Annotated in this window: 16 protein-coding genes and 1 tRNA gene; 8 read left to right on the top strand and 9 right to left on the bottom strand. The window is 69.9% G+C overall.

Annotated features, from left to right (window positions below; genetic code table 11):
• Window positions 1–4: 4 nt before the first annotated feature.
• Together GA0111570_RS10505 and GA0111570_RS10510 are read right to left on the bottom strand one after the other, a co-directional pair.
• Complete coding sequence (locus GA0111570_RS10505; protein ID WP_175557445.1) at window positions 5–868, bottom strand: acyl-CoA thioesterase; 864 nt, start codon at window positions 866–868, stop codon at window positions 5–7.
• Window positions 865–2,748 carry an AMP-dependent synthetase/ligase gene (locus GA0111570_RS10510; protein ID WP_092610465.1) on the bottom strand — a complete coding sequence of 628 codons (1,884 nt, stop codon included), beginning with the start codon at window positions 2,746–2,748 and terminating at the stop codon, window positions 865–867. The genes GA0111570_RS10505 and GA0111570_RS10510 overlap by 4 nt, the downstream gene beginning before the upstream one ends.
• Before the next feature lie 204 nt (window positions 2,749–2,952).
• Between GA0111570_RS10510 and GA0111570_RS10515 the strand changes: the two genes are divergently transcribed.
• From GA0111570_RS10515 to dmpG, 4 genes are all read left to right on the top strand, one after another.
• Window positions 2,953–3,450 (top strand): MarR family winged helix-turn-helix transcriptional regulator, encoded by a 498-nt coding sequence (locus GA0111570_RS10515; protein WP_092610468.1) that lies wholly within the window; start codon window positions 2,953–2,955, stop codon window positions 3,448–3,450.
• Between the two features lie 60 nt (window positions 3,451–3,510).
• A complete protein-coding gene (locus tag GA0111570_RS10520) occupies window positions 3,511–6,444 on the top strand; it encodes an FAD-binding and (Fe-S)-binding domain-containing protein (RefSeq protein WP_092610471.1) in 2,934 nt (977 codons plus the stop codon).
• A 414-nt stretch (window positions 6,445–6,858) separates the two neighbouring features.
• A complete protein-coding gene (locus GA0111570_RS10525; RefSeq protein WP_092610474.1) occupies window positions 6,859–7,800 on the top strand; it encodes an acetaldehyde dehydrogenase (acetylating) in 942 nt (313 codons plus the stop codon).
• On the top strand, window positions 7,797–8,849 hold the full coding sequence (gene dmpG, locus GA0111570_RS10530) for a 4-hydroxy-2-oxovalerate aldolase (RefSeq protein WP_092610477.1): 1,053 nt from the start codon (window positions 7,797–7,799) through the stop codon (window positions 8,847–8,849). Before GA0111570_RS10525 ends, dmpG begins: the two co-directional genes overlap by 4 nt.
• Before the next feature lie 257 nt (window positions 8,850–9,106).
• Here the strand turns inward: dmpG and GA0111570_RS10535 are convergent, their stop codons facing one another.
• Entirely contained in the window at window positions 9,107–10,354 is a 1,248-nt protein-coding gene (locus GA0111570_RS10535; RefSeq protein ID WP_217634113.1) for an MFS transporter, read from the bottom strand.
• A 471-nt stretch (window positions 10,355–10,825) separates the two neighbouring features.
• Here GA0111570_RS10535 and GA0111570_RS10540 point away from each other — a divergent pair, with 471 nt between their 5' ends.
• Window positions 10,826–11,626 carry an IclR family transcriptional regulator gene (locus tag GA0111570_RS10540; protein ID WP_092610483.1) on the top strand — a complete coding sequence of 267 codons (801 nt, stop codon included), beginning with the start codon at window positions 10,826–10,828 and terminating at the stop codon, window positions 11,624–11,626.
• Between the two features lie 111 nt (window positions 11,627–11,737).
• Here GA0111570_RS10540 and ettA read toward each other — a convergent pair whose 3' ends face one another.
• From ettA to GA0111570_RS10565, 5 genes are all read right to left on the bottom strand, one after another.
• Window positions 11,738–13,420, bottom strand: a complete 1,683-nt coding sequence (ettA, locus tag GA0111570_RS10545; RefSeq protein WP_092610486.1) for an energy-dependent translational throttle protein EttA — start codon at window positions 13,418–13,420, stop codon at window positions 11,738–11,740.
• A 131-nt stretch (window positions 13,421–13,551) separates the two neighbouring features.
• Complete coding sequence (gene ssb, locus GA0111570_RS10550; protein ID WP_092610489.1) at window positions 13,552–14,118, bottom strand: single-stranded DNA-binding protein; 567 nt, start codon at window positions 14,116–14,118, stop codon at window positions 13,552–13,554.
• A 200-nt stretch (window positions 14,119–14,318) separates the two neighbouring features.
• Window positions 14,319–15,968 (bottom strand): GTPase, encoded by a 1,650-nt coding sequence (locus GA0111570_RS10555; RefSeq protein ID WP_092610493.1) that lies wholly within the window; start codon window positions 15,966–15,968, stop codon window positions 14,319–14,321.
• Window positions 15,968–17,959, bottom strand: a complete 1,992-nt coding sequence (locus GA0111570_RS10560; protein ID WP_425438623.1) for a GTPase family protein — start codon at window positions 17,957–17,959, stop codon at window positions 15,968–15,970. Before GA0111570_RS10560 ends, GA0111570_RS10555 begins: the two co-directional genes overlap by 1 nt.
• A 54-nt stretch (window positions 17,960–18,013) precedes the next feature.
• On the bottom strand, window positions 18,014–19,468 hold the full coding sequence (locus GA0111570_RS10565; protein ID WP_092610499.1) for a PrsW family intramembrane metalloprotease: 1,455 nt from the start codon (window positions 19,466–19,468) through the stop codon (window positions 18,014–18,016).
• Window positions 19,469–19,513: 45 nt separating this feature from the next.
• Here GA0111570_RS10565 and GA0111570_RS10570 point away from each other — a divergent pair.
• The 3 genes from GA0111570_RS10570 (at window position 19,514) to GA0111570_RS10580 (ending at window position 22,386) form a co-directional block, all read left to right on the top strand.
• Window positions 19,514–19,587, top strand: a tRNA-Arg gene (locus GA0111570_RS10570).
• A gap of 222 nt (window positions 19,588–19,809) precedes the next feature.
• The gene (locus tag GA0111570_RS10575) at window positions 19,810–21,771 is read left to right on the top strand and encodes an MDR family MFS transporter (RefSeq protein WP_245703134.1); all 1,962 of its coding nucleotides are present in this window, start codon (window positions 19,810–19,812) and stop codon (window positions 21,769–21,771) included.
• Window positions 21,772–21,774: 3 nt separating this feature from the next.
• Window positions 21,775–22,386: a TetR/AcrR family transcriptional regulator gene (locus GA0111570_RS10580; protein WP_092610502.1), complete on the top strand. Its 612-nt coding sequence runs from the start codon at window positions 21,775–21,777 to the stop codon at window positions 22,384–22,386.
• Between the two features lie 97 nt (window positions 22,387–22,483).
• Here GA0111570_RS10580 and GA0111570_RS10585 read toward each other — a convergent pair whose 3' ends face one another.
• Window positions 22,484–23,866 carry a cation:dicarboxylate symporter family transporter gene (locus tag GA0111570_RS10585; protein WP_245703136.1) on the bottom strand — a complete coding sequence of 461 codons (1,383 nt, stop codon included), beginning with the start codon at window positions 23,864–23,866 and terminating at the stop codon, window positions 22,484–22,486.
• Between the last annotated feature and the right edge of the window lie 51 nt (window positions 23,867–23,917).

Below are 23,917 nucleotides of genomic sequence, written 5' to 3' on the forward strand. Positions count from 1 at the left end.
CTGCTCAGCGGGTCAGCGTCAGTGGCCGCAGCCGCTCCCGCAGCACGCCGGGGATGGGGACCGGGATGCCGTGCCGGTCGGCATGGACCAGCACCTGGTGGCCGACCGCGTACGTCAGGTCGACGTGGGGGTCGTGGATCCGCATCTCGAACGTGATCGAGGACGACCCGACCCGCAGGACCACCACCTCGCACAGGAACGGCTCGATCTGGTACTCCATCGGCACCTTGTAGGTGATGTCCTGGGCCGCCACCACCCAGGTCCGGTCGGTCCCGGCGGCTCCCCATGGCAGGCCGCGGCGGGGCTCCTCCATCATCGCGATGTGCGCTTCCTGCAGGTAGGTCAGGTAGCTGACGTTGTTCACGTGGCCGTAGGGGTCGAGCTCGGACCAGCGCACCCGCAGGGGGTACTCGTAGCCGATGCCGCTGACCCACCGGACGGGCGGGCGGGGCAGTGGCCGGAAGTCCAGGTCGGGCCCGATGTACTCCTCCAGCCAGCGGCGCTCCTCCGCAGTCAGCCGGCGCAGCCGACGGCCCTCCACGTCGTACGTCGCCAGCATGGTCCTGGCCCGGGCGACCAGGGTGTCGCCCTGGTGGATGTAGTAGGAGACCCCGAACCGGGCACCGCCCAGCTCGGTGACCCACATCCGGATGATGATCGGCTCGGGGCTGAACGAGGACGCCGCGACGTACTCGATGTGGTGCGCCACCACCAGCACGCCCTCGCTGAGCATGTGGGCCTGCGGACCGTTCAGGATCCAGTCGACCCGCGCCTCCTGCATGTAGTCCAGGTAGGCGACGTTGTTCACGTGTCCCTGGGAGTCCTGGTCGCCCCAGCGGACCCGCGCCCGGTAGACGTACTCGCTCACCCGATCTCCTCGTCGTCGTACAGCTTGGCCAGCTTGTCGGCGAACGTCGCGGCCACCGCTGAACGGCGGACCTTCATGGTCGGGGTCACCTCCCCGTCGTCCACGGACAGTTCGCGGTCGAGGATCTCGAAGCGCTTGACGGTCTCCCATCGCTCGAGACGCGCGTTCGCCTTCTCCATGTAGTGGCCGATCATCCCGCGGACGTCCTCGTTCTGCGTCACCTCCGCGTACGACAGCCCCTCGTGGCCGTGGGAGGCGGCCCACTTCATGATGGAGGGCTCGTCCAGGGTCAGCAGGACCGAGATGTACTTGCGTCCATCGCCCTGGACGAAGGCCTGGGAGACGTACGGAATGTTGTTGACGATCGCGCCCTCGACCTTCTGCGGCGCCACGTACTTGCCGCCCGAGGTCTTGATCAGGTCCTTCTTCCGGTCCGTGATCCGCAGCCTGCCCTGGTCGTCCAGCTCACCGATGTCGCCGGTGCAGAACCAGCCGTCCTCGACGAACGCCTTGGCCGCCTCGTCCGGCAGGTTGTGGTAGCCGACCAGCAGGGCCGGGCTCCTCACCAGGATCTCGCCGTCGTCGGCGATCCTCACCTCGTTGCCCGGGACCGGGCGTCCGACCGTGCCCAGGCCGGGCCGCTTCGGATCGTCGAGGCAGGTGATCGCGGCGGTCTCGGTCATGCCATAGCCCTCGATCAGCGGGATCCCTGCCGCGAAGAACCACTTCTGCACCTGCGGGTTCAGCTGGGCCGAGCCGGAGACGAACCAGCGCACACGGCCGCCCATGGTGGCCTTCAGCTTGGAGAACACCAACTTGTCGGCGATCCGGTAGCGGATCGCCAGTGACCGCGGCAGCCGCAGGCCGGTCGTGGTGTACGGCAGGGCGCTCTGCCCGACGGAGAACGCCCAGCGCGCGATCCGTGCGGTCACCCCGCGGTGGTTCTTCAGGATGACGGCGGTGCGGACCTTCTCGAAGACGCGGGGGGCACTGGCCATGATCGTCGGCCGGACCTGGCCCAGGCCCTCGACGATCCGCGTCATGTCGCCCTCGACCGCATGGACCAGGCCACTCGTGAACGAGAGCGTGATCAGGCACTTGCCGAAGACGTGGGACAGCGGCAGCATCAGGAAGTGGATGTCGTCGTGCTCGAGGATGCCCATTTCCTGGCCGACCCGGTAGCCCAGGGTGGTCCAGGAGCGGTGGGCGAGACGTACGCCCTTCGGCCTGCCGGTGGTCCCGGAGGTGTAGATCAGCGTCGAGAGCGTGTCCTCGTGGGTGGTGGCGATCGACTCGTGGACCGATTGCGGGTGGGCTGCGAGCCAATCGGCCCCCAGTCGGCGGAAGGCGTCCCAGGACATCGCCTTGGTCCCCTCGACGTCGATGTCCTCGACTCCCTCGGGGTCCAGCACCACGACCCGGGTCACCGAGTCGAGGGTGTCCCGGTGGAGGCGCACCTTGTCGAGCTGGGCGGCGTTCTCGGCGAAGACCACCTTCGACCCGGAGTCGGAGACGATGTGCCAGACGTCCTCGTCCTTGGTGTTGGGGTACACGGTGGTCGTCGCACCTGCCGCACACATGATGCCCAGGTCGATCAGGATCCACTCGATCCTGGTACTGGAGGCGATCGCGACGCGGTCCTCGTAGCCGACCCCCAGTGCGAGCAGTCCGGCGGCGACCTCGAAGACCCGCTCCTTGGTCTCCACCCAACTCATCGTGGTCCACGCGTCGTCGGCCTTGCGGTAGATGTAGGCGGGGCGCGAGCCGAACTCCTCCACGGCGGCGAGGAACATCGTGCCGACGGAGTGCTCCCGACGGGCAAGGAAGGCCTCGGACGGTCGATGGAGCTGCTCCATGACGGATGCGACGGGGTCGGTCATAACTCTCCCTTGGTGGTGGTGTCCGGCTGGCCAGAAGCCTATCGTCCGGGCCGTCCGGACGGGCCCGGGACGGGGCGGCTCCCCGGATCCGGCCGCTCCGACCTCGCGACCTCCCGACCTCCCGACCTCCCGACCTCCCCGTCAGGATTGCCGTTCCTTGCCGTCAACTATTGAATGGTCAACGTTTGGGGTACCATGGAACACATGACCCCTCCCACGACGACCGAGTCGGCCCCTCGCTGGCTCACCGACGAACAACAAGAGATCTGGCTGACCTACCTGCGCGGCGTCCACCAGCTCGATGACTACCTGGACCGTCACCTGCGACCGTTCGGCCTCTCGCTGGCCGAGTACGAGATCTTCGTCGCCCTGTCCGCCTCCGACCTGTGGCGGATGCGGATGTCCGACCTCGCCGAGGCCGTGCACCAGTCGCGCTCGCGCCTGACGCACACGGTGGCCCGGCTGGAGAAGGCCGGCTACGTCGAGCGGATCGCCTGTCCCAGCGACCGCCGCGGCGTCTGGGCCCAGCTGACCTCGACCGGCTTCGAGCTACTCGAGAAGGCCGCGCCCAGTCATGTCGCCTCGGTCCGCCACGCCCTGGTCGACGCCGTCGACCCTGACGACTTCCGCGCCCTCGGCCGGGTCTTCGGCGCCGTCCTGGCCGTCGAGGACGAGGACCTGGAAGCCCGCCGGGCCGGCTGACCCTGCCGGAAGCCGTGGGCACCACCGTCACGACAGGGGGGCGTGCGGCAGACTGGACCCATGCGTCTGTCGTCCGTGCTCCACCGTCGCTCCGCCAGTCCCGGATCGCCGTCCACCAGCGGTGGCGACCCGGCCGAACGCTTCGGTTCGGGCCTGGCCCGGCACGGCTTGGCAGACACGTACGACACCAGCACGCTGACCCGCGGCCTGTACTCCACCGACGGCTCGATCTACCGGCTCGTTCCGACCGGAGTGGTCCGCCCCCGCACCGTCGAGGAGCTCGAGCAGGTGCTCACCGCGGCACGATCCGCCGGGATCACCGTGACCGCGCGCGGCGCGGGCACCTCCTGTGCGGGCAATGCGGTCGGGGAGGGGATCGTGGTCGACACCCTCAAGCACCTGACCGGCGTGCTCGAGGTGGACCCGCAGGGCCGGACGGCCCTGGTCGAGCCCGGCGTGGTCCAGGATGCGCTGCAGAAGCGGGCCGCCCCGCACGGCCTGCGATTCGGCCCCGACCCCTCGACCAGCACCCGCTGCACCATCGGCGGGATGATCGGCAACAACGCCTGCGGGCCCCGGGCACTGGGCTACGGGCGCACCGCTGACAACATCGTCTCCCTGCAGGTGGTGACCGGCTCGGGCGAGAAGCTCGTCCTCGGCCCGGCCGACGACCCGGAGAGCACACCGATCGCCGACTCCCCCGCGCTGAGCGCACTGAAGAAGCTGGTGGACGCCAACCTGGCGACCATCCGCACCGAGTTCGGCACCTTCTCCCGCCAGGTCTCCGGCTACTCGCTGGAGCACCTGCTGCCGGAGAACGGCTTCGACGTCGCCTCGTTCTTCGCCGGCACCGAGGGCACGCTGGGCTTCGTGACCCGGGCCCGCGTCCGCCTGGTCGGCGATGCCCCGCACAAGGTGACGGTCGCCCTGGGCTATCCGTCCATGCCCGAGGCCGCGGACGCGACCCCGCTGCTGCTGGAGCACCACCCGGTGGCGATCGAGGGCCTGGACCGGCGGATCGTCGACGTCGTCGCGGACCGCAAGGGAGCCGACGCGGTGCCGCCGCTGCCGGGCGGCGACGGGTGGGTGTTCATCGAGATGGTCGGGGACGACGTCGCGGAGGTCCGGGCCCGCTCGCAGGGCCTGGTCGAGGCGGCCAGGGCCGCCAATCCGGCCGTCGAGGGTGGCATCGTCGACGACCCAGGCGAGGCCGCCCGGCTGTGGCGGATCCGCGCGGACGGCGCCGGGCTCGCCGGCGTCGCCTTCGACGCGCCCGCGTACGCGGGCTGGGAGGACTCCGCCGTCCCGCCGGCCCGGCTGGGCGCCTACCTGCGGGACCTGGACGACCTGCTGCAGCGCCATGGCCTGCGCGGCCTGCCCTACGGCCACTTCGGCGACGGGTGCGTGCACTGCCGGATCGACTGGCCGCTGACCGAGACCGGCGGGGCCCGGGCCTACAAGGACTTCATCGAGGAGGCCGCTGACCTGGTCGCCACGTACGGCGGCTCGATGTCGGGCGAGCACGGTGACGGCCGGGCACGTTCGGCACTGCTGCCCAAGATGTACTCCGCCGCGGCGATCGACCTGTTCGCCGAGGTCAAGCGCATCTTCGACCCGGAGAACCTGCTCAATCCGGGAGTGCTGGTCGACCCGGCCCCGGTGGACGCCGACATCCGCGCCGTCGAGGCCGGTCCCCGCGCCTTCCGCCGCGCGAACCTGCACTTCTCCGACCAGGTGCACCAGTGCTCCGGCGTCGGCAAGTGCATCGCCGACTCGACAGCCGGGGGCGGTGTGATGTGCCCGTCCTACCAGGCCACCCGGGAGGAGAAGGACTCCACCCGCGGCCGCGCCCGCGCCCTGCAGGAGATGGTCAACGGTGACCTGTTCACCGACGGCTGGCGCTCCGTGGAGGTGCTCGAGGCGCTCGACCTGTGCCTGTCCTGCAAGGGCTGCCGCAGCGACTGCCCGACCGGTGTCGACATGGCCGCCTACAAGGCGGAGTTCCTCGACCACTACTACGACCACCGGCTGCGCCCCCGGGACCACTACTTCATCGGCCTGCTGCCGATGTGGGGCCGGCTGGTGACCTCGGTCCCGGGCCTGTCCGCGATCGCCAACGCCGCCCTCGGGATCCGTCCGCTCGCCGCGGTGGCGAAGTGGGCGGCCGGGGCCGACCAGCGACGCAACATCCCGGTGTTCTCCGGCACGCGTTCGGCGCGGCTCGGTCGTGCCCTGTTGCACCGCGAGCTGGTGGAGCGACCCCGCCGGACCGAGCACGGCGAGGTGGTCATCTGGGTCGACTCGTTCACCGACGTGTTCGCCGACGGCGCCCTGCCCTCGGTGATCAAGGTGCTGCTGGAGGCCGGCTACCAGCCGCGGATGCTCGGGCGGGACGCCTGCTGCGGCCTGTCCTGGATCTCCACCGGCCAGCTCGACGGCGCCCGCAAGCGGATGCGTCAGTCGATGGACGCGATCCACCCGATCCTGGCCGCCGGCACCCCGGTGATCGGCATCGAGCCGTCCTGCACCTCGGTGTGGCGCAGCGACGTGAAGGACCTGCTGCCGGACGACCCGCGGACCCCGGACATGGCCGGGGTGCTGACCCTGGCCGAGCTGCTGGCCCGTACGCCCGGGTACCAGGTCCCGGACCTGACCGGGACAACGATCGTCGCCCAGCCGCACTGCCACCAGAAGGCGGTGATCGGCTACTCCGCCGATGCCGAGCTGCTGCGCCGCACCGGCGCCGAGGTCCGTACGCTCGGCGGCTGCTGCGGCCTGGCCGGCAACTTCGGCTCGGTGACGGGGCACTACGAGGTCTCGGTCCAGGTGGCCGAGCACGACCTGCTGCCGGCCATCGACGCGGCCGGCCCGGACGCGGTGATCCTCGCCGACGGGTTCTCCTGCCGTACGCAGGTCGCCGACCTGGCCGAGCGCCGGGCGCTGACCCTCGCCGAGCTGTTGGCACGCGGAGTGCCGACCGGCGCCTCTGCCTGACCGGCAGGCCCGGCGGACGGGAGGACCGGGATGCCCGGCGCGTACGCGGCCTGACCCGCAAGGGCGCCGGGCGGACGAGTGGACAACAGCACGCGCACCCCTCTGACCCGGGCGTTCCCCGAGGTCCGACTCGGAGGTAGCCCGGGTCCGGTTCTGCACGGAATCCGCAGGGCTGACCCGGGAGTGTGACACGGTTCACCGTTCGGCACGAACTGTCCCCGCTCGGTCGGGCGAAGACATACCTTGGGTGGACCGCACGCGTCACCGCTGGCCCGACGGGTATCAGTCCCGTGACCAGCCCTCCGACGTCTCGCGGTGGCGTACGCCGATGTACGAACGCTGCCGCAACGCCATCACGGCAGACTTCTGGAGGACGGACGAGGGCGCCTGTCCCCTGACCCGAAGGATCATCTCGTGTCGAAGAAGTACACCGCAGCCATCGTGGGCTCCGGCAACATCGGTACTGACCTGATGTTCAAGCTGCTCCGCAAGTCCGAGCACATCCAGCCGACGTACATGATCGGTATCGACCCCGAATCGGATGGCCTGAAGCGCGCCGCCCGTGTCGGCCTGAAGACCTCGGCCGAGGGCGCCAAGTGGCTGCTCGACCAGGACGACAAGCCCGACTTCGTCTTCGAGGCCACCAGCGCCAAGGCGCACGCCGCCTGGGCCCCGCACTACAAGGAAGCCGGCATCCACGCCATCGACCTGACCCCCGCCGCGGTCGGTCCCTTCCTCTGCCCGCCGGTCAACCTGGAGTCGCTGACCGACGTGATGAACGTCAACATGATCACCTGTGGTGGCCAGGCCACCACCCCGATGGTCGCCGCCATCTCCCGGGTCGTCCCGGTCGACTACGCCGAGATCGTCGCCTCGATCTCCTCCAAGTCCGCCGGCCCCGGCACGCGCGCCAACATCGACGAGTTCACCGAGACCACCTCGGCGGCTCTCGAGGCCGTCGGCGGCGCCAAGAAGGGCAAGGCCATCATCATCCTCAACCCGGTTGAGCCTCCGATGATGATGCGCAACACCGTCTACACCTCCCTGCCGGCCGAGGCCGCCGAGGCCGGCGAGCTGCAGGACAAGATCCGCGAGTCGATCGCCAAGATGGTCGAGACCGTCCAGTCCTACGTCCCCGGCTACAACCTGGTCGCCGAGCCGCAGTTCGACCACGCCCGTCCGGAGTGGAACAACTGGGGTCGGGTCACCGTCCTGATCCAGGTCCGTGGCGCCGCTGACTACCTGCCGGAGTACGCCGGCAACCTCGACATCATCACCTCCGCTGCCACCCGCACCGGCGACCTGCTCGTCGAGCGCATCGAGGCACACAAGGCCCAGGAAGGCGTCCGCGCATGAGCACCCAGAAGTACACGCTGGATCCGAACAAGACGTACGCCACGAAGATCATCGACACCACGCTGCGCGACGGCTCCCACGCGGTCCGCCACCAGTTCACCATCGAGCAGGTCAAGGACGTCACCCGCGCCCTCGACGAGGCCGGGGTGGACATCATCGAGGTGACCCATGGTGACGGCCTGGCCGGCTCGTCCTTCAACTACGGCTTCTCCAAGGTCAACGAGATGGACCTGATCGAGGCCGCCAAGGGCGAGGCCAAGCACGCCAAGATCGCCGCGCTGATGCTGCCGGGCCTGGGCACGCTGCACGAGCTGCGCGAGGCCAAGGAGCGCGGCATCGACGTGATCCGCATCGCCACGCACTGCACCGAGGCCGACGTCTCGATCCAGCACTTCCAGGAAGCCCGCAACATGGGCCTGGAGACCGCCGGCTTCCTGATGCTGTCCCACATGATCGAGCCGGCCGAGCTGGCCAAGCAGGCCCGCATCATGGCCGACGCCGGCTGCCAGGCCGTCTACGTCGTCGACTCCGCCGGCGCGATGATCCTCGACCAGGTCGGCGTGCGCGTCCGTGCGCTGAAGGACGAGCTCGGTGACGACGCCGAGGTCGGCTTCCACGGCCACCAGAACATGAGCTTCGGCGTCGCCAACTCGGTGTACGCCGTGGCCGAGGGCGCGACCTGGATCGACGGCTCGCTGCGTGGTCTGGGTGCCGGTGCGGGCAACTCCCCGACCGAGGTCCTGGCCGCCGCGTTCGAGCGCCTCGGCATCAAGACCAACGTGGACACGGTCAAGATCCTGGCCGCCGCCGAGGACGTCGCGGCTCCGATCATCCCGCGCCAGCCGATCATGGACCGCGCCTCGATCATCCAGGGCAAGGTCGGCGTCTACAACTCCTTCCTGTTCCACGCCGAGCGCGCCGCCGAGCGTTACGGCGTCCCGGTCCAGGACATCCTGGAGGAGGCCGGCCGCCGCGGTTACGTCGGTGGCCAGGAGGACATGCTGATCGACGTGGCGGTCTCGCTGGCCGCCGGTGGCTCCGCCGCCTGAGCAGCATCCCCGTACGACCCCACGGCGCCCGCAGGAGCAATCCTGCGGGCGCCGTGGCGTTGTCCCTGCTCGTACGTGCGTGCCCGGCTCTGCGCCGGAGTCCTGCACCGGGATGCTGCCCGGCGCGCCCCGCGTGACGAGTGCGCCGCCACGAAGCGCCCCGTACCACGAAGCGCCCGCACCTTACGATGAAGCGCCTCGCAGGTCGACCCTGCGAGGCGCTTCATGGTTCGTCCGGCGTCGGACGGGGAGTGGCGTCAGCCGAGCTCGGCGGAGTCCTTGGCAGAGGTCTCGCGCGAGAGCAGCACCGCGACGACCGACAGCACGAACATGCCGATGACGTACCAGCCGAGGTGGGAGGTCCCGACCTCGGGGTTGACGATCCGGGTGGCGACCAGCGGGATGGAGCCGGCACCGACGATCGAGGCGAACTGGTAGCTGAGCGAGGCGCCGGTGTAGCGGGCCTCGGTCTCGAACTTCTCGGACAGGAACGCGCCGACGGGTCCGAACATCGCCGACTGGACGATGGCCAGCCCGATCACGAAGCCGATGAAGACCAGGATCGGCGAGGTGCTGTTGAACAGGCCCAGAACCGGGAAGACCAGGGCGGCCGAGACGATGCCGCCGGCGACCATGACCGGACGGCGTCCGTGGCGGTCGGACAGCCAGGCGAAGAGGGGCAGCGTGACGATCTGGAGCGCGTACGCCCCGGCCAGCATCAGCAGGGCGGTCATCCGGTCGACGTGCCCGGCCTTGACGACGTAGGGCACCATGAACGAGCCGATCAGGCCCTGGACGGCCAGCGGGGCGGCACCGGCGAGCGCGCCGAGGATGACCTGGCCGGGGAACTTGGTGACCACGGTGACCAGCGGCAGCGCACGGTCGTGGGCGTCCTCCGCGGCCTTCAGGGACTTCTGGAAGTCCGGGGACTCGGTGACGCGCAGCCGCAGGTAGAGGCCCACCAGCACGATCAGCGCCGACAGCAGGAACGGGATGCGCCAGCCCCAGTTCAGGAACTGCTGGTCGGGCATGCGGCTGAACAGGGACAGGACGACCGTGGCGAGGACGGCACCGGCCGGACCGCCGATGGCGGCGATGGATGCGCCCACACCGCGCGACTTGGCCTCGGAGTGCTCCATCGACATCAGCGTGGCACCGCCCCATTCACCGCCCATGGCCAGGCCCTGGATGACGCGCAGGGTCACCAGCGCCAGCGGCGCGGCGATGCCGATCGCGGCATAGGTCGGCAGCAGGCCGATCGCGACCGAGACGAAGCCCATCAGCAGCAGGGTAATGAACAGCACGTTCTTGCGGCCGAAGCGGTCGCCGAAGTGCCCGAAGACCAGGCCGCCGAGCGGCCGGGCGAGATAGCCGGACAGGAGGATCGCGAAGGAGAGGGTGGCTCCGAGCTTGGGGTCCAGTCCGCCGAAGAAAATCTTGGGGAAGACCAGTCCCGCCGCCGAGGCATACAGCAGGAAGTCGTAGAACTCGACAGTGGTTCCCATGAAACTGGCGGCCTGGGCGCGCCGGCTGTCGCGCTTCTGCTGGGCGGTCTTGATGGCAGGCGGGTCGACGATGACGACGTCTGTACTTATTGTTCTCCGATGTGTACGGCAGCCTCCGCAGCGAGGCGGTGGCATGCACGAGTGACATTGTTCTCCGGCACTACTTGCCGGCTGGCGATCATTCTTGAGCAACCACTCAACACTCGGATAGCAGCAGTGCCGCGGAGCGGGACCGGGCCGGTGGAGGCGATTGCCCCCGAGTCTCCCGAGCTGCCGCCCGGGGAGCGCCCTGGGCATACCGTGGGGCCGCGTTTCGACGGGAGAAGGCGAAGGAGGGACAGGATTCGTCCCGTCCCGCCCACGTGTGTGATCCGGTTCGTTTCTGCGGGTAGGGTGGGACGCGCGGTGCCACTGTGCGGCACCGTTTCCAGTAGAACGCACCAGCGACGGTGCAGTGCCGGAGGTGAACGGATGACGACGGGCCAGCGAGACAGTCGGACAGCGGTCGACAAGGCTTTGGCACTCCTGCGAGCCTTCGGGGACGAGGCCGGTACCGGGGTGGGGGTCAGCGAGCTCGCCCGCCGTACGGAGTTGAGCAAGTCCACTGCCTTCCGCCTGCTCGGCATCCTGGAGCGCAACGGGGCCGTCGAGCGCGCCGGCAGCAACTACCGGCTGGGCCCGATGATCCACGACCTGCCCTCGCCCGAGTCTGCTCCGGACATCGACATGCTCCGCGACGTCCTGACACCGTTCCTGTCGATCCTGTACGAGCAGTCCCGCCAGACGGTGCACCTCGCGGTCCTGCAGGGGCCCGACGTGGTCTACCTGAACAAGCTGCACGGCTTCCACCGGGTGCCCTCCCCCTCGCGGATCGGCGGTCGGGTCCCGGCGTACTGCACGGGCATCGGCAAGGCGATGCTCGCGTACGACCCGGTCCTGATCGACCAGGTCTGCAGCGGTGAGCTCGTGCCGGTCACCCCGCACACGATCACCGATCCCGACAAGCTGCGGCGCCAGCTGGCCCGGGTCAAGGAGCAGGGCATCGCCTTCGACTTCGAGGAGGTGCGCCGCGGGCTGAACTGTGTGGCCGCCCCGGTGATGTCGCCCACCCATACCCCGGTGGCGGCGCTCAGCATCTCCGGTCCGGTCGGCAAGTTCGACCCTCGCCGCTGGGCCACCCCGCTGCGCCAGATCTCGTTCGAGGCCTCCAAGGTCTACGCCGCCCAGATGCGGGCCCGCCGCCAGCGCGCGGCCCAGGTCAAGTCGGCCTGACCACCACGAATAGAGCCGACACGAACTGAGCCAGCACGAGCTGAACCCCCACGAACGCCGCGAGGCCCCGCACCCGGAAGGGTGCGGGGCCTCGGTGCTCCACGGCTGGTGTCAGTCGCGGGTCAGGCGGCGATGCGTGGTCCGGTGCGGACGCGAGGCCTCGACGCCCAGGCGCTCGACCTTGTTCTTCTCGTAGTCCTCGAAGTTGCCCTGGAACCAGAACCACTGGGCCGGGTCCTCCTCGGTCCCCTCCCAGGCCAGGATGTGCGTGGCCACACGGTCCAGGAACCAGCGGTCGTGGGAGATCACGACGGCGCAGCCGGGGAACTCGAGCAGCGCGTCCTCCAGGGACTGCAGGGTCTCGACGTCCAGGTCGTTGGTCGGCTCGTCGAGCAGCAACAGGTTGCCGCCCATCTTCAATGTCAGCGCGAGGTTCAACCGGTTGCGCTCACCACCGGAGAGCATCCCCGTCTTCTTCTGCTGGTCCGGGCCCTTGAACCCGAACGAGGCGACGTACGCCCGCGAGGGCATCTCGAAGTTGGCGACCTTGATGAAGTCCAGGCCGTCCGAGACGACCTCCCAGACGTTCTTGCTCGCATCGAGGCCCGCGCGGCTCTGGTCGACGTACGAGTAGGAGACCGTCTTGCCGAGTTCGAGGGTGCCCTCATCCGGGGTCTCCTGGCCGACGATCATCTTGAACAGCGTCGACTTGCCGACGCCGTTGGGGCCGATGACGCCGACGATGCCGGCGCGCGGCAGCTCGAAGCCGAGGCCGTCGAAGAGCTCGCGGTCGCCGAAGGACTTGTGCACGCCCTCGGCCTGGAGCACGTCGTTGCCCAGCCGCGGGCCCGGCGGGATGTTGATCTCGGAAGTGTCGATCTTGCGGTTGCGCTCGGCCTCGGCGGCCAGCTCCTCGTACCGCGCCAGACGAGCCTTGTTCTTGGCCTGGCGGGCCTTGGGGCTGGAGCGGACCCAGTCGAGCTCCTTGTCCAGCATCTTGGCGCGCTTGGCGTCCTTCTGGCCCTCGACGGTCAGGCGCTTGCGCTTGGTCTCGAGGTAGGTGGTGTAGTTGCCCTCGTAGGGGTGCAGCTGGCCACGGTCGACCTCGCAGATCCAGCTGGCGACGTTGTCCAGGAAGTACCGGTCGTGGGTGACGGCGAGAACGGCACCCGGGTAGGCCTTCAGGTGCGTCTCCAGCCAGGCCACCGACTCGGCGTCCAGGTGGTTGGTGGGCTCATCGAGGAGCAGCAGGTCAGGCTGCTCGAGCAGCAGCTTGCACAGCGCCACGCGGCGGCGCTCACCACCGGAGAGCACGTCGACGATCGCGTCACCCGGGGGGCAGCGCAGGGCGTCCATGGCCATCTCAAGCTGGGAGTCGAGGTCCCAGGCATTGGCGGCATCGAGGTCGGTCTGCAGCTCGCCCATCTCGGACATCAGGGCGTCGAAATCGGCGTCCGGGTCAGCCATCTCCATGCCGATCTGGTTGAACCGGTCGAGCTTGCCCTTGATCTCGGCAACGCCCTCCTCGATATTCTCCAGGACGGTCTTGCCCTCGGTCAGCGGCGGCTCCTGCAGCAGGATGCCGACGGTGGCGTCCTTGGCAATGACGACGTCGCCGTTGTCGGGCTGGATCATGCCGGCCATCAGCTTGAGCATCGTCGACTTGCCGGCACCGTTGGGGCCGACCACACCGATCTTGGCGTCGGGGTAGAACGACATGGTGACGTTGTCGAGGACGAGCTTGTCACCCAGCTTCTTGCGGACGTTGTGCATCGTGCAGATGAACTCAGCCACGAATCACTCCAGCTTTCTCACGTACGGGCCCGGACGAGTCCGGGAGGTCAGGGTGCGGCACGAGGGCACGCCGTCGCCAGTATGCCAGCGAGGGCGTGGTCCCCCCAATCCTCGCGCCGCACCCGTCCCGTTCAGGCCACGGCGCGCTCGTACGCCTCCGCGTCGCCCGGCCCCATCTCCTCGACCCCGAGTTCCTGCTCCTCGAGGCCCTCGCGCTCCCCAAGGCCCTCGTCCTCGCGACCCTCGATGCGCTCGAGGTCGGCGAACTCCTCGGCGCCCGGCTCGGTCTCCTCGCCGGCCCGCTCCTCGCCCTCGGCCAGCCGCTCGTCCGGGCGGGCGCCGTTGCGGTTGCGCATCACGTAGGCCCGGGAGCGGGACAGGTCGGGGCCGACGGTGATCGCATCGACCTCGTCGCTGCGCTGGACCACGCCCTGCTTGTCGATCCATTCGGTGGGGCGCAGCCGGCCGGTGACGATGATGCTGTCGCCCCGGCGGAGCGAGCCGACCACGTTCTCGGCCAACCGGCGCCAGCAGGTGACCCGGTACCAGGTGGTGACGCCGTCCTTCCAGTCCTCGCCCTGGCGCAGTCGCGGCGTATGCGCGATGTTGAACTCGGTGACGGGGATCTGCGCGGGACCGACCGTCCGGATCCGGGGGTCGGCGCCGAGGTTGCCGGTGAGGGTGATGATCGTGTCCATGGTGCTCCTCAGAGGTAGGGATCGCTCTCCCCCGGAGGATGGGTCGGCAGGCACCGCGAGCGGCGCCGCGCCCGGCACCTGTGGACGGTGACCGGACAGGCCTGCGCGCCTGTGGACGCAGGGTTACCCGCGTCGGGCGGACGGCGGGATCTGTCGGCGCAGCGACCCACCGTCCTCGCCCGGCCCACCCTGCGCCGGGGTCACTCCGCGGCGACCCGCAGGTTCTGCTGGGCGTCCTCGTAGCGCTCCAGCTCCTCGGTGACCGGGGTGATGACCAGTTCTCGAGTGACGGTGTCGATCTTGCCCAGCAGCGCCCGGCGCGCCGTGACCACCTTGCGGCGTGCACCGACCTCGACGCCGATCCGGCTCAGACCGCCGAGGACCAGCCCGCCGAGCGCTCCCCCGGCGACCAGGACCGTCGGCACCGGGATCCCGAACCAGAGGATCCGCGGCAGCGGTGGCATCTGCAGGTAGAGCAGCGCGAAGTCGACCGCCAGCCAGCCCAGCCCGGCCACCACCGTCGCGATCAGGACCCACTGGACCACCCGGACGACGCTCCACCAGCGGCGGTTGCGGTGCATCTGCAGGTTGGTGGAGCCGATCGCCCGGTCCAGCTCGTCCGCCAGGTCGGCCGTACGGGAACGCGCCGCGTTCCGGACGGCCTCGGTCCAGCCCGGGGTGAGTCCGCTCGAGGCCTCGTCCGCGAGGGCCCGCAGTGCCGAGTCGACCTGGGCGGCCGGGATCGCTCGCATCGACCGCAGCGAGCTGGTCGCCAGCTCGGTCGGGGCGTGCCGGGTGTCGATGCCCGATTCGATCTCGCGTCGGGTGCGGCGGCGCGGAGCGAGGTCAAGGTGCAGCCGGCGCAGCGGGTCGGGCCGCAGCGAGGCGATCCAGGAGACCAGCGGCCAGCCCGTCGCGAGCCGACCGCGGCGGCGCCAGGACTGGCCGACCGCCTCGGTGACGGCGGGAACCCCTGCGGCACGGGCGCAGGCCCGGTCGAGCTCGTCGATCGAGGCCCGGCCCACCTTCGGGGCGGTCGCCGTGCCGCAGGCCTCCCGCAGCCGGGTGGCGATGCCCTGCACGTCCAGGCGCGTACGTTCGGCCACCGTCTTCTTGTCGCTGACCCGGCGGGCCAGCAGTGCCCGCAGTTCGGGGACGCCCTCACCCGTACGGGCCGAAGCGGCGTGGATCACGACCGGCTGCAGGCCCTCGCGGTCCAGCAGGGCCCGCAGGTCCGCCAGCGTCCGGCGTCGCTCGTCGTCGGTCAGCCGGTCGATCTGGTTGAGCACGACCATCATCACCGGGGCGTACTCCCGCAGCGGGACCAGGTAGTTGCTGTGCAGGGCCGCATCGGCGTACTTCTGCGGGTCGACGACCCAGATCAGCATGTCGACCAGCTGGACCAGCCGGTCGACCTCCATCCGGTGGGCCACCTCGACCGAGTCGTGGTCCGGCAGGTCCAGCAGCACCGTGCCGCGCAGGGCCTGGGCGTCGCCGTCCGCGGCCAGGTGGTGGCGGCGCGTCACCTGCAGCCAGTCCAGCAGCTCCTCGGTGGGCTCGGGTCCCCAGGTCACCGCTGACGGCTGCGACGTCGTGGGACGCCGGATGCCCGGCGCGGCGACATCGACACCGGCCAGGGCATTGAACAACGAGGACTTCCCCGACCCGGTGGCCCCCGCCAGCGCCGCCACGGTCACCTCGCCGGAGAACCGCAGCCGTTGCCCGGCACGGCGCACCACCCGCTGGGCCTCCTCGACCAGGGCCGGGTCGACCCGCCCCGCGGCCGCCTGCTCCGCGGCGGAGAGGGCGCGCAGGCGCTCGGCGAGGCCTGTCCTGGACTGTCGGCGCATCAGTGCTCCTGCTGGGGATGGTCGATCACGTCGGCATCGACGACGTCGCCCGTCTCGGGTCGGGCTGCGGGGCGGTCTCTGTGCCGGTCGGCCGCCGGCTTCAGGAAACCACCCTCGGGGGCCGACCGCGGCTGCGCCCGGGCCCCGGACTGCGGCTGCTCGACGGGGCGGCGCTCGATCCCGGGATCGATCCCGGCCAGCTCGGCGGACTCCCCGCCGATGCCGCTGGTGATGGCGTACGGGGTGCCGCCGATGGCCGGCCGCTCGCCGCCCTTAACGGCTCGGTCTGCCGGGCCCAGGGCGGGGGTTTCCCCGCCGATCCCCACGTACGGGTCGACCTCCAGGCCATCGGCCAGGGCGTCGCTGACCGTACGGGCCGCTGCTCGGATCTCCTCGGCCTGCTGGGGCCGCACCTGCAGGGCGACCAGCACCTGGTGGTAGCGCAGCAGCTCGGAGGACATCAGGACCTCGACCCGCTCGTCGAGGTCCTCCTTGGCCTTCTTGGCCATCCGGCGAACGTTCTCGTCGCCGAACACGGCCTCCAGCAGCTTCTGGGCCAGCGCGGCCGAGCCACCGGCCACGCCGACCTCCGCGCCGGTCAGGCCGCCGGTCTGGGCGAAGATGAGCACCATCAGGGCGGCGCCCACGCCGTTCACGCCGAGCGCGAGGTAGCGGGCGGCGGACCGCCGCTTGCCACCCTCCTCGCTGACCATCCGGAAGATCTCCTTCTGCCACTCCCGGATCATCCGCGAGACCTGCTCGTCGAAGTCCGGAGAGGTGGTGGACAGGTCCACCTGGGCGCCCTGCAGGACGTGGCGGCCGGCCGGGTTCGACCGCCAGGCCGCCTCGGCGCGCTCGGCCGCGGCACGGCCCTGCTCGATCACGAGCGACTCCAGGCCGGACTCGACCGCGGCCCCCATCTCCATCGCCTCGGGCGGCTGCCCCTTGAAGGCGGAGACCAGCCGGTCGCGGAACCAGCTGATCCGGTCATCCACGGCCCGCATGAACTCGCCGGTGCCGACGAACTCGTGCCAGCGGGCCAGCACCTCGCCGCGCAGCAGCGACCCGTCGGCGGTCTGGACGGTGACCGCCCGGGTCGCCTCCCTGAAGGCGGCGTTCGCGTCGTCGCGCAGCCGGGTGACGGTCCGGGTCTGGTCCTCGACTGCCTCGGCGACGGATGGGGCGAGGCGGGCGGTGTTCTCGATCGCACCCGCGAGGGTGGCCCGTACGACGTCCTGGCGGGACCGGTCGTTCGCCACCAGCCCGGCCAGCCAGCCGCGGATCGGCGAGACAGCGGCGTTGGGCAACAGGCCGTCGGCATCGACGGTGGTCTCGGGTACGGCGAACAGCGGGGAGCTACCCAGCCCCCGGTGGGCCATCATCTGGCCGAGGTGGCCGGGGATGTCACGCATCCCGGCCGGGGGCACCCGGTCGAGGACCACGGCGACCACGACGTGGCGCTGTGCGGCCTGGGTGAGGAAGTCCCAGGGCACCGCATCGGCGTAGCGGGCGGCCGAGGTGACGAAGAGCCACAGGTCGGCAGCAGCGAGGAGTTGGGTGGCCAGGGCCCGGTTCTCGTCGACCACCGAGTCGATGTCCGGGGCGTCCAGGATCGCCAGCCCGGGCGGCAACGTGGGTTCGGCCACGAGTTCGAGCGCGTGCGTGTCGTGGCCATGGCCCGTGCTGCGGGCCATCCCGGGCAGGATCCGCTGGCCGCTGAACCACGGTGCATCGTCGGGGTGGTGCACCAGCACCGGGCTGCGGGTGGTCGGCCGGATCACGCCGGGCGCGCTCACCCGGCGCCCGACCAGCGAGTTGACCAGGGTGGACTTGCCCGCACCGGTGGAGCCCCCGACCACGACGAGCAGGGGCGCGTCCAGTCGCCTCAGCCGGGGCAGGACGTAGTCGTCGAGCTGGTCGGCCACGGCGCGGGCGTCGCGGCGGGCATGGTCGGCACCGACGAGAGGTAGCGGCAGGTGTACGTCGGACACGGCCGCCCGAAGTCCTTCGAGCGACGAGGCGAGGCGTGCCGACATAGGGGCTCCCTACTGCTTGGGCGGTCCCCAACGCGGATCCACCGGCGAGTACTCCGTGCTCGATGATCCTAGCGGCCCGTGCGGCGTCGGACCGCGCAGCAAACCACCCCAGGCCGGGAGCCCTTCCTCGCGCCGCTGGCGCAGTGTCCGGCGCCAGCGCTGCCAGGGGTACTCGACCGCCCCCTGTGGCACGACCACGGCCACGGCGCGCAGCTGCTCGATCCGCCGCAGCACCTCTGCCTCCCGCGCCTCGCCGGTCGCGTCGACCAGCCCGCGGTGGATCGCGTCACGCAGGTAGGCGAGCTCGGTCGCGGAATGCTGGATCCGTACGGTCGCCAGGTAGGTCGACGGTCCCGCCCAGAAGGCCTCCCACAGCGCCCGGGAGCGGATCCGGGCCCGACTGAACGCGTCGGCGTCGTCCGGGTGCAGCCAGCCGAGGCGGGCGAAATCGGTGACCCGGGCGTGGACGAGAGCCCGCTCGCGGCGGACCTGGTTGATCGCCAGGCCGACCATGGCGGCGACCACCGAGAGGGCGACGAACCACAGCATCAGCCCGACCTGGCCGCCGGAGGAGGCGGTGAAGTTGAAGACCATGTGGAGCAGCGCCGCGACCAGGAACCCGGTGAGGGGTGCCAGCACGCGGACCCGCTTGCTGCGGGCCCGCAGCGCGACGGCCAGGCCGATGCCGGTCATCATCGTGAACAGCGGGTGGGCGAAGAAGGTCATGCCGCCGCGCATCAGCGCGAGCTGGTTCATCGCCTGCTGCGCATCGCCGGTGCCGGTGGTCGAGGAGACGTACCGGAAGACTCGCCCGTAGTAGATGATGTTCTCCACGAAGGCGAAGCCGGTCCCGGCCAGTCCGGCCAGGCTGATCGACGACAGCCAGGTGGTCACCCGGTTGCGCATCAGGATGGCGATGCCGAACAGGACCGTGGCCTTGGCGGCCTCCTCCACGAACGGGGCGATGAAGACCGCCCCGCGCATGCTCGTCGCCGGGTCACCGTTCCCGATCACCGACAGGTGGGCGGCGGCCCAGGTGTTGAGCGGTGCGGAGATGCCGGTGGCGACCAACCCGCCCCAGACCAGGGCCACCAGCCACAGCCACAGGCTCTGCGGGCGCACCCGGTCGGCCAGGATGAACAGGATGGTCAGCGGCACCCCGGTGAAGGCTGCCAGCCGGGCCGCGCCGGGCAGGACGTCGGTCCCCAGTCCCTGGATCGTGCCACTCGGCATCGTGTGCTCGGGGACGAAGAGGATCCAGTTGGCCAGGAAAGCACCGACGAACAGCACGACGAGCCCCAGCGAGACCCACGTACGCCAGTCGCGCAGCACCCGCCGCGGCAACGGCATCGAGGGATCCACCGGGACCGACAGCCCGTTGCGGCGACGCGCCCGCACCACTTCGCGGTCCGGGCCGGTGCCGGAGGGGTCCGCCACTGCCGGCGTCAGCGGATCGGAGAGCATGTGGCCTAGGGTACCCAGCGAACAACACCGTACAATCGGCCCGTTGCCTCCATAGCTCAGCTGGATAGAGCAGCAGCCTTCTAATCTGCCGGTCGGGGGTTCGAGTCCCTCTGGGGGCGCAACACGGCGCCATGGCCGGGGGTCTCACTCCCCCACCATGGCGCCGCTTCATCTCTCGTGACGCGTCGAGTCTCGCTTCCCCGACCCACTGGGCCCCAGCTGAGACGGATGTTGCGAAAACATGCACGATGTACAAAACTACATCGGCTGCATCTTTGCACCGCGTGTCACGCGGTCCGCAGCGCCCTACCCAGCATCCCCGCAAGCACCAAGGAGACTTCGTGTCAGCCACGATCGAGTCCAAGTCCGCCCCACCCACGAGTGCAGCCGGGACGGTCGGCGCGGTGATGTCCCACAAGCAGATCATGCTCGTCATCTACGCGCTGATGGCCGGCATGTTCCTGTCCTCGCTGGACCAGACCATCGTCGGCACCGCGATCCGTACGATCGGTGACGACCTGCACGGTCTGGACAAGCAGGCCTGGGTGACCACGGCTTACCTGATCACCTCGACGATCGCGACGCCGATCTACGGCAAGCTGTCCGACATCTTCGGGCGCCGCCCGCTCTACGTCTTCGCCATCAGCGTCTTCGTCCTGGGCTCCCTGCTCTCCTCGTTCTCCACCTCGATGTACATGCTCGCCGCGTTCCGTGCCTTCCAGGGCATCGGCGCCGGCGGCCTGATGTCGCTGCCGCTGGCGATCATGGGTGACATGCTGGCCCCCCGCGAGCGGGCGAAGTACCAGGGGTACTTCCTGGCCGTCTTCGGCGTCTCCGCCGTGATCGGCCCACTGGTCGGCGGCATGTTCGCCGGTGCCAGCACGATCGCCTGGATCGCCGGCTGGCGCTGGGTCTTCCTGGTCAACGTGCCGATCGGCGCCGCGGCCCTGGCGATGGTGCTCACCTTCCTGCACCTGCCGCGGTTCGAGCACCACCGGGTGCGGGTCGACTGGTGGGGCGCCTCCGCGGTCGTCCTCACGCTGGTTCCCCTCCTACTGGTCGCCGAGCAGGGACGCGTGTGGGGCTGGACGTCGGTGACATCGATCATCTGCTACGTGCTCGGCGTGGTGGGCCTGGTCGCCTTCCTCGTGATCGAGACGGCGATGGGCCGGGACGCGATCATCCCGCTGCGGCTCTTCCACTCCCGGGTGTTCTCGATGGCCACGGTCCTGGGCGCGCTGGTCGGCTTCGGCATGTTCGGCGCCATGATGACCCTGCCGCTCTACCTGCAGATCGTGATGGGGATGTCTCCGACGCAGTCCGGCTTCGCCACCCTCCCGATGATCGGTGGCCTGATGGTCGCCTCGATCGTCTCCGGGCAGCTGATCTCACGGACCGGCAAGTACCGACTGTTCCCTGTCGTGGGTACGGCACTGGTGGCCGCCGGGTTCTTCTACCTCACCTTCCTCACCGCCGACAGCTCCTACCCGTTCATCGCGGGGGCCATGGTGCTGATCGGCCTGGGCCTCGGCCAGCTGATGCAGAGCCTGGTCCTGGCCAGCCAGAACTCGGTCGCCCCGACCGACATGGGCGTGGCGACGTCCTCGGCGACGTTCTTCCGGCAGATCGGCGGCACGCTCGGCACCGCGATCCTCCTGTCGGTGCTCTTCGCCTCGATGCCGGCCAACATCCGGTCCTCCATGGAGGACCGGGCCGTGCTGACCGACTCCCTCGACGCGGCCCTGACCCCCGCGATCGCCCAGGCCCCCGAGAACGCCGGCGTGATGAACAAGATCTGGACGCCGATGGTCGCACCGATCAAGGTGAACGTGCAGACCCAGCTCGACCAGGTCGCGGCGCAGGCCACCGCCACCGCCCCCGACGCACGGACCCGAGAACTGATCCTCCAGCAGGTCGCGGCCAAGTCCGGGGCCAGTGTGGTGGACGGACGCCTCGTGATCGACTACACCGACCCCGCTGAGCGGCAGGCAGTCGTCGACCGGGTCGTGCCGACGATCTCCGACCAACTCGCCAGCAACAGCTCGACCGCCGGGTCCTCGGCCGACTCCAGTACCTCCGACACATCGTTCCTCAAGGGCGCCGACCCGCGCCTGGCCCGCCCGTTCCTGCTCGGCTTCACCGCTGCCGCCATCCGCATCTACTGGGTGGGCATGGGCGTCCTGCTGCTCGCCTTCGTCCTGAGCTGGTTCTTCCGGGTCCCGGAGCTGCGCCAGCACTCCGCCCTGCAGGAACAGGCCAACCGGGCTGCGGCCAGGACGGCCGCGTCCGGAGCGGACGCGTAGGCCATGGCCCGCATCGAACTCGACCCGGAATCACCGGGCCTCCGCGAGCGCAAGAAGCGCCTGACGGCTCGGCGGATCCACCAGGTCGCCCTGACCACCGCTCTGGCGCGCGGCGCCTCGAACGTCACGGTCAAGGAGATCTGCGACGGGGCGGACATCTCGTCGCGGACCTTCTTCAACTACTACGCGTCGAAGAGCGCAGCCATCCTCGGTGCCGGCGACCTGGAGATCACCGAGGAGCAGAAGAAGAGGTTCCTCCAGGGCACCGGATCCGTCCTGGAGGACCTGTGCACCCTGGTCGCCGACCTGGCCGGTCGCTCCGAACTGGCGCACGAGGACCGTACGAAGATCAAGCAGGCGCTGGCCGAGGACCCCGAGCTCGTCTACGAGATGTCCTCACTGATGCGCTCCCTGCGCTGTGCGCTGCGTGACCTGGTCACCCAGCGCACCGGCGCACGGGAAGGGGCCATGGTCGTCTCGCTCGTGTTCGCGGCCCTGCCCTTCGCGTACACCGACGAGGAACAGGCCCTGCCGCTGCGACTGCGGGAGGCGGTCGCCGAGCTCGCAGCCGTCGCCGCCGCCGGGCTCGGGACCCCTGCGAACGGGCGTCCGTAGCGGGCAACAAGCACCACAAGGCCAACGCCACCCAAACAGAACGGCACCATGGCGGGGAGGTAACTCCCACCATGGTGCCGTTGTGCTCGTCCGGCGACTACACCCGGGCCGCGACGCTGACCTTCTGGTCATCGACGTACGTGGCGTCTCCGTGCTGGTCAACACCCTGCTGGTCGATCTCGGCGCCGCGGACGGTGCCGTGCTCGACGACCGAGTTCTCGTCGAACGGGAGCCGACCGTCCAGCACCTCGCGGGCCTGCTTCCGGTCGAACTCACCGACCCAGTTGCCGACCAGGACCGTGGCCACGGCGTTGCCGGTGAAGTTGGTCAGGGCGCGTGCCTCAGACATGAACTTGTCGATGCCCACGATGACACCCATCCCGCCGAGCAGGGCCGGCTGGTGCGACTGCAGGCCGGCGGCCAGGGTCGCCAGTCCCGCGCCGGTGACGCCGGCGGCCCCCTTGGAGGCGATGATCATGAACACCAGCAGGCCGATCTGCTGACCCAGCGACATCTCCATGCCCATGGCGTTGGAGACGAACAGTGCCGCCATGGTCAGGTAGATGGCCGTGCCGTCCAGGTTGAAGGAGTAGCCGGTCGGCACGGTCACGCCGACCACGGGCTTGGAGACACCGACGTGCTCCATCTTGGCGATCAGGCGGGGCAGGGCCGACTCGGAGGAGGAGGTGGCGAAGATGAGCAGGTACTCCCGGGCCAGGTACTTCATCAGCTTGAAGATGCTCACCCCGGTGAACGCCTTCAGCAGCGTGCCGAGGACGACCACGATGAACAGGATGCAGGTGAGGTAGAAGGCGCCCATCAGCAGCGCCATGGCACCGATGGCGGACCAGCCGGTGGCCCCCACCACCGCGGCGATGGCGCCGAAGGCACCGATCGGGGCGACCCACATGATCATCATCAGGACGCGGAAGACCACGCCCTGGACCAGGGCGAGCCCGTCCAGCAGGGGCTTGGCCGCCGGGCCCATCTTCTGCAGCGCGAAGCCGACCAGCAGGGCGACGAAGAGGACGGGCAGCACCGGGATCGAGCCCGGGATGATGTGCATGATGAAGTCCACCGTCCCGTTGCCGGCCGCCTTCTTGGACGGGTCGTACGCGGTCAGGTGCAGGCCCTCACCGGGGTGCACCAGGTTGCCGACGACCAGACCCAGGCCCAGCGCGAAGGTGGACATGACCAGGAAGTAGCCCAGGGCCAGCCCACCGACCTTGCCGACGGTGGCGGCCTTGGCGATCGAGCCGATCCCCAGCACGATGGTGCAGAAGATGACCGGGGCGATCATCATCTTGATCAGCGCAACGAACGCGTCACCCAGCGGCTTGAAGGACTTGCCGACCTCAGGGAACAGCAGGCCGACCGCGGCGCCGAGCACCACGGCAGCGATGACGGAGATGTACAGCCAGTGGCTGCGGTCCTTGGACTTGGGGTATTCGGGCTTCGCCGCCCGGGGGGCGGCAGTCACGGGAGACAGCATGCGACGTCCTTGTCGTGGAGGATGGGACTGTCCCGGCCG

The sequence above is a fragment of the Raineyella antarctica genome, from assembly GCF_900092135.1.
Classification (GTDB): Bacteria; Actinomycetota; Actinomycetes; order Propionibacteriales; family Propionibacteriaceae; genus Raineyella; species Raineyella antarctica.

What these genes read in the sequence shown, in the direction of transcription:
- GA0111570_RS10510 (WP_092610465.1), bottom strand. Translation starts at nt 2,748, where the DNA reads ATGACCGACCCCGTCGCATCCGTCATGGAGCAGCTCCATCGACCGTCC.
- GA0111570_RS10515 (WP_092610468.1), top strand. Translation starts at nt 2,953, where the DNA reads ATGACCCCTCCCACGACGACCGAGTCGGCCCCTCGCTGGCTCACCGAC.
- GA0111570_RS10520 (WP_092610471.1), top strand. Translation starts at nt 3,511, where the DNA reads ATGCGTCTGTCGTCCGTGCTCCACCGTCGCTCCGCCAGTCCCGGATCG.
- dmpG (WP_092610477.1), top strand. Translation starts at nt 7,797, where the DNA reads ATGAGCACCCAGAAGTACACGCTGGATCCGAACAAGACGTACGCCACG.
- GA0111570_RS10535 (WP_217634113.1), bottom strand. Translation starts at nt 10,354, where the DNA reads ATGGGAACCACTGTCGAGTTCTACGACTTCCTGCTGTATGCCTCGGCG.
- GA0111570_RS10540 (WP_092610483.1), top strand. Translation starts at nt 10,826, where the DNA reads ATGACGACGGGCCAGCGAGACAGTCGGACAGCGGTCGACAAGGCTTTG.
- ssb (WP_092610489.1), bottom strand. Translation starts at nt 14,118, where the DNA reads ATGGACACGATCATCACCCTCACCGGCAACCTCGGCGCCGACCCCCGG.
- GA0111570_RS10555 (WP_092610493.1), bottom strand. Translation starts at nt 15,968, where the DNA reads ATGCGCCGACAGTCCAGGACAGGCCTCGCCGAGCGCCTGCGCGCCCTC.
- GA0111570_RS10565 (WP_092610499.1), bottom strand. Translation starts at nt 19,468, where the DNA reads ATGCTCTCCGATCCGCTGACGCCGGCAGTGGCGGACCCCTCCGGCACC.
- GA0111570_RS10580 (WP_092610502.1), top strand. Translation starts at nt 21,775, where the DNA reads ATGGCCCGCATCGAACTCGACCCGGAATCACCGGGCCTCCGCGAGCGC.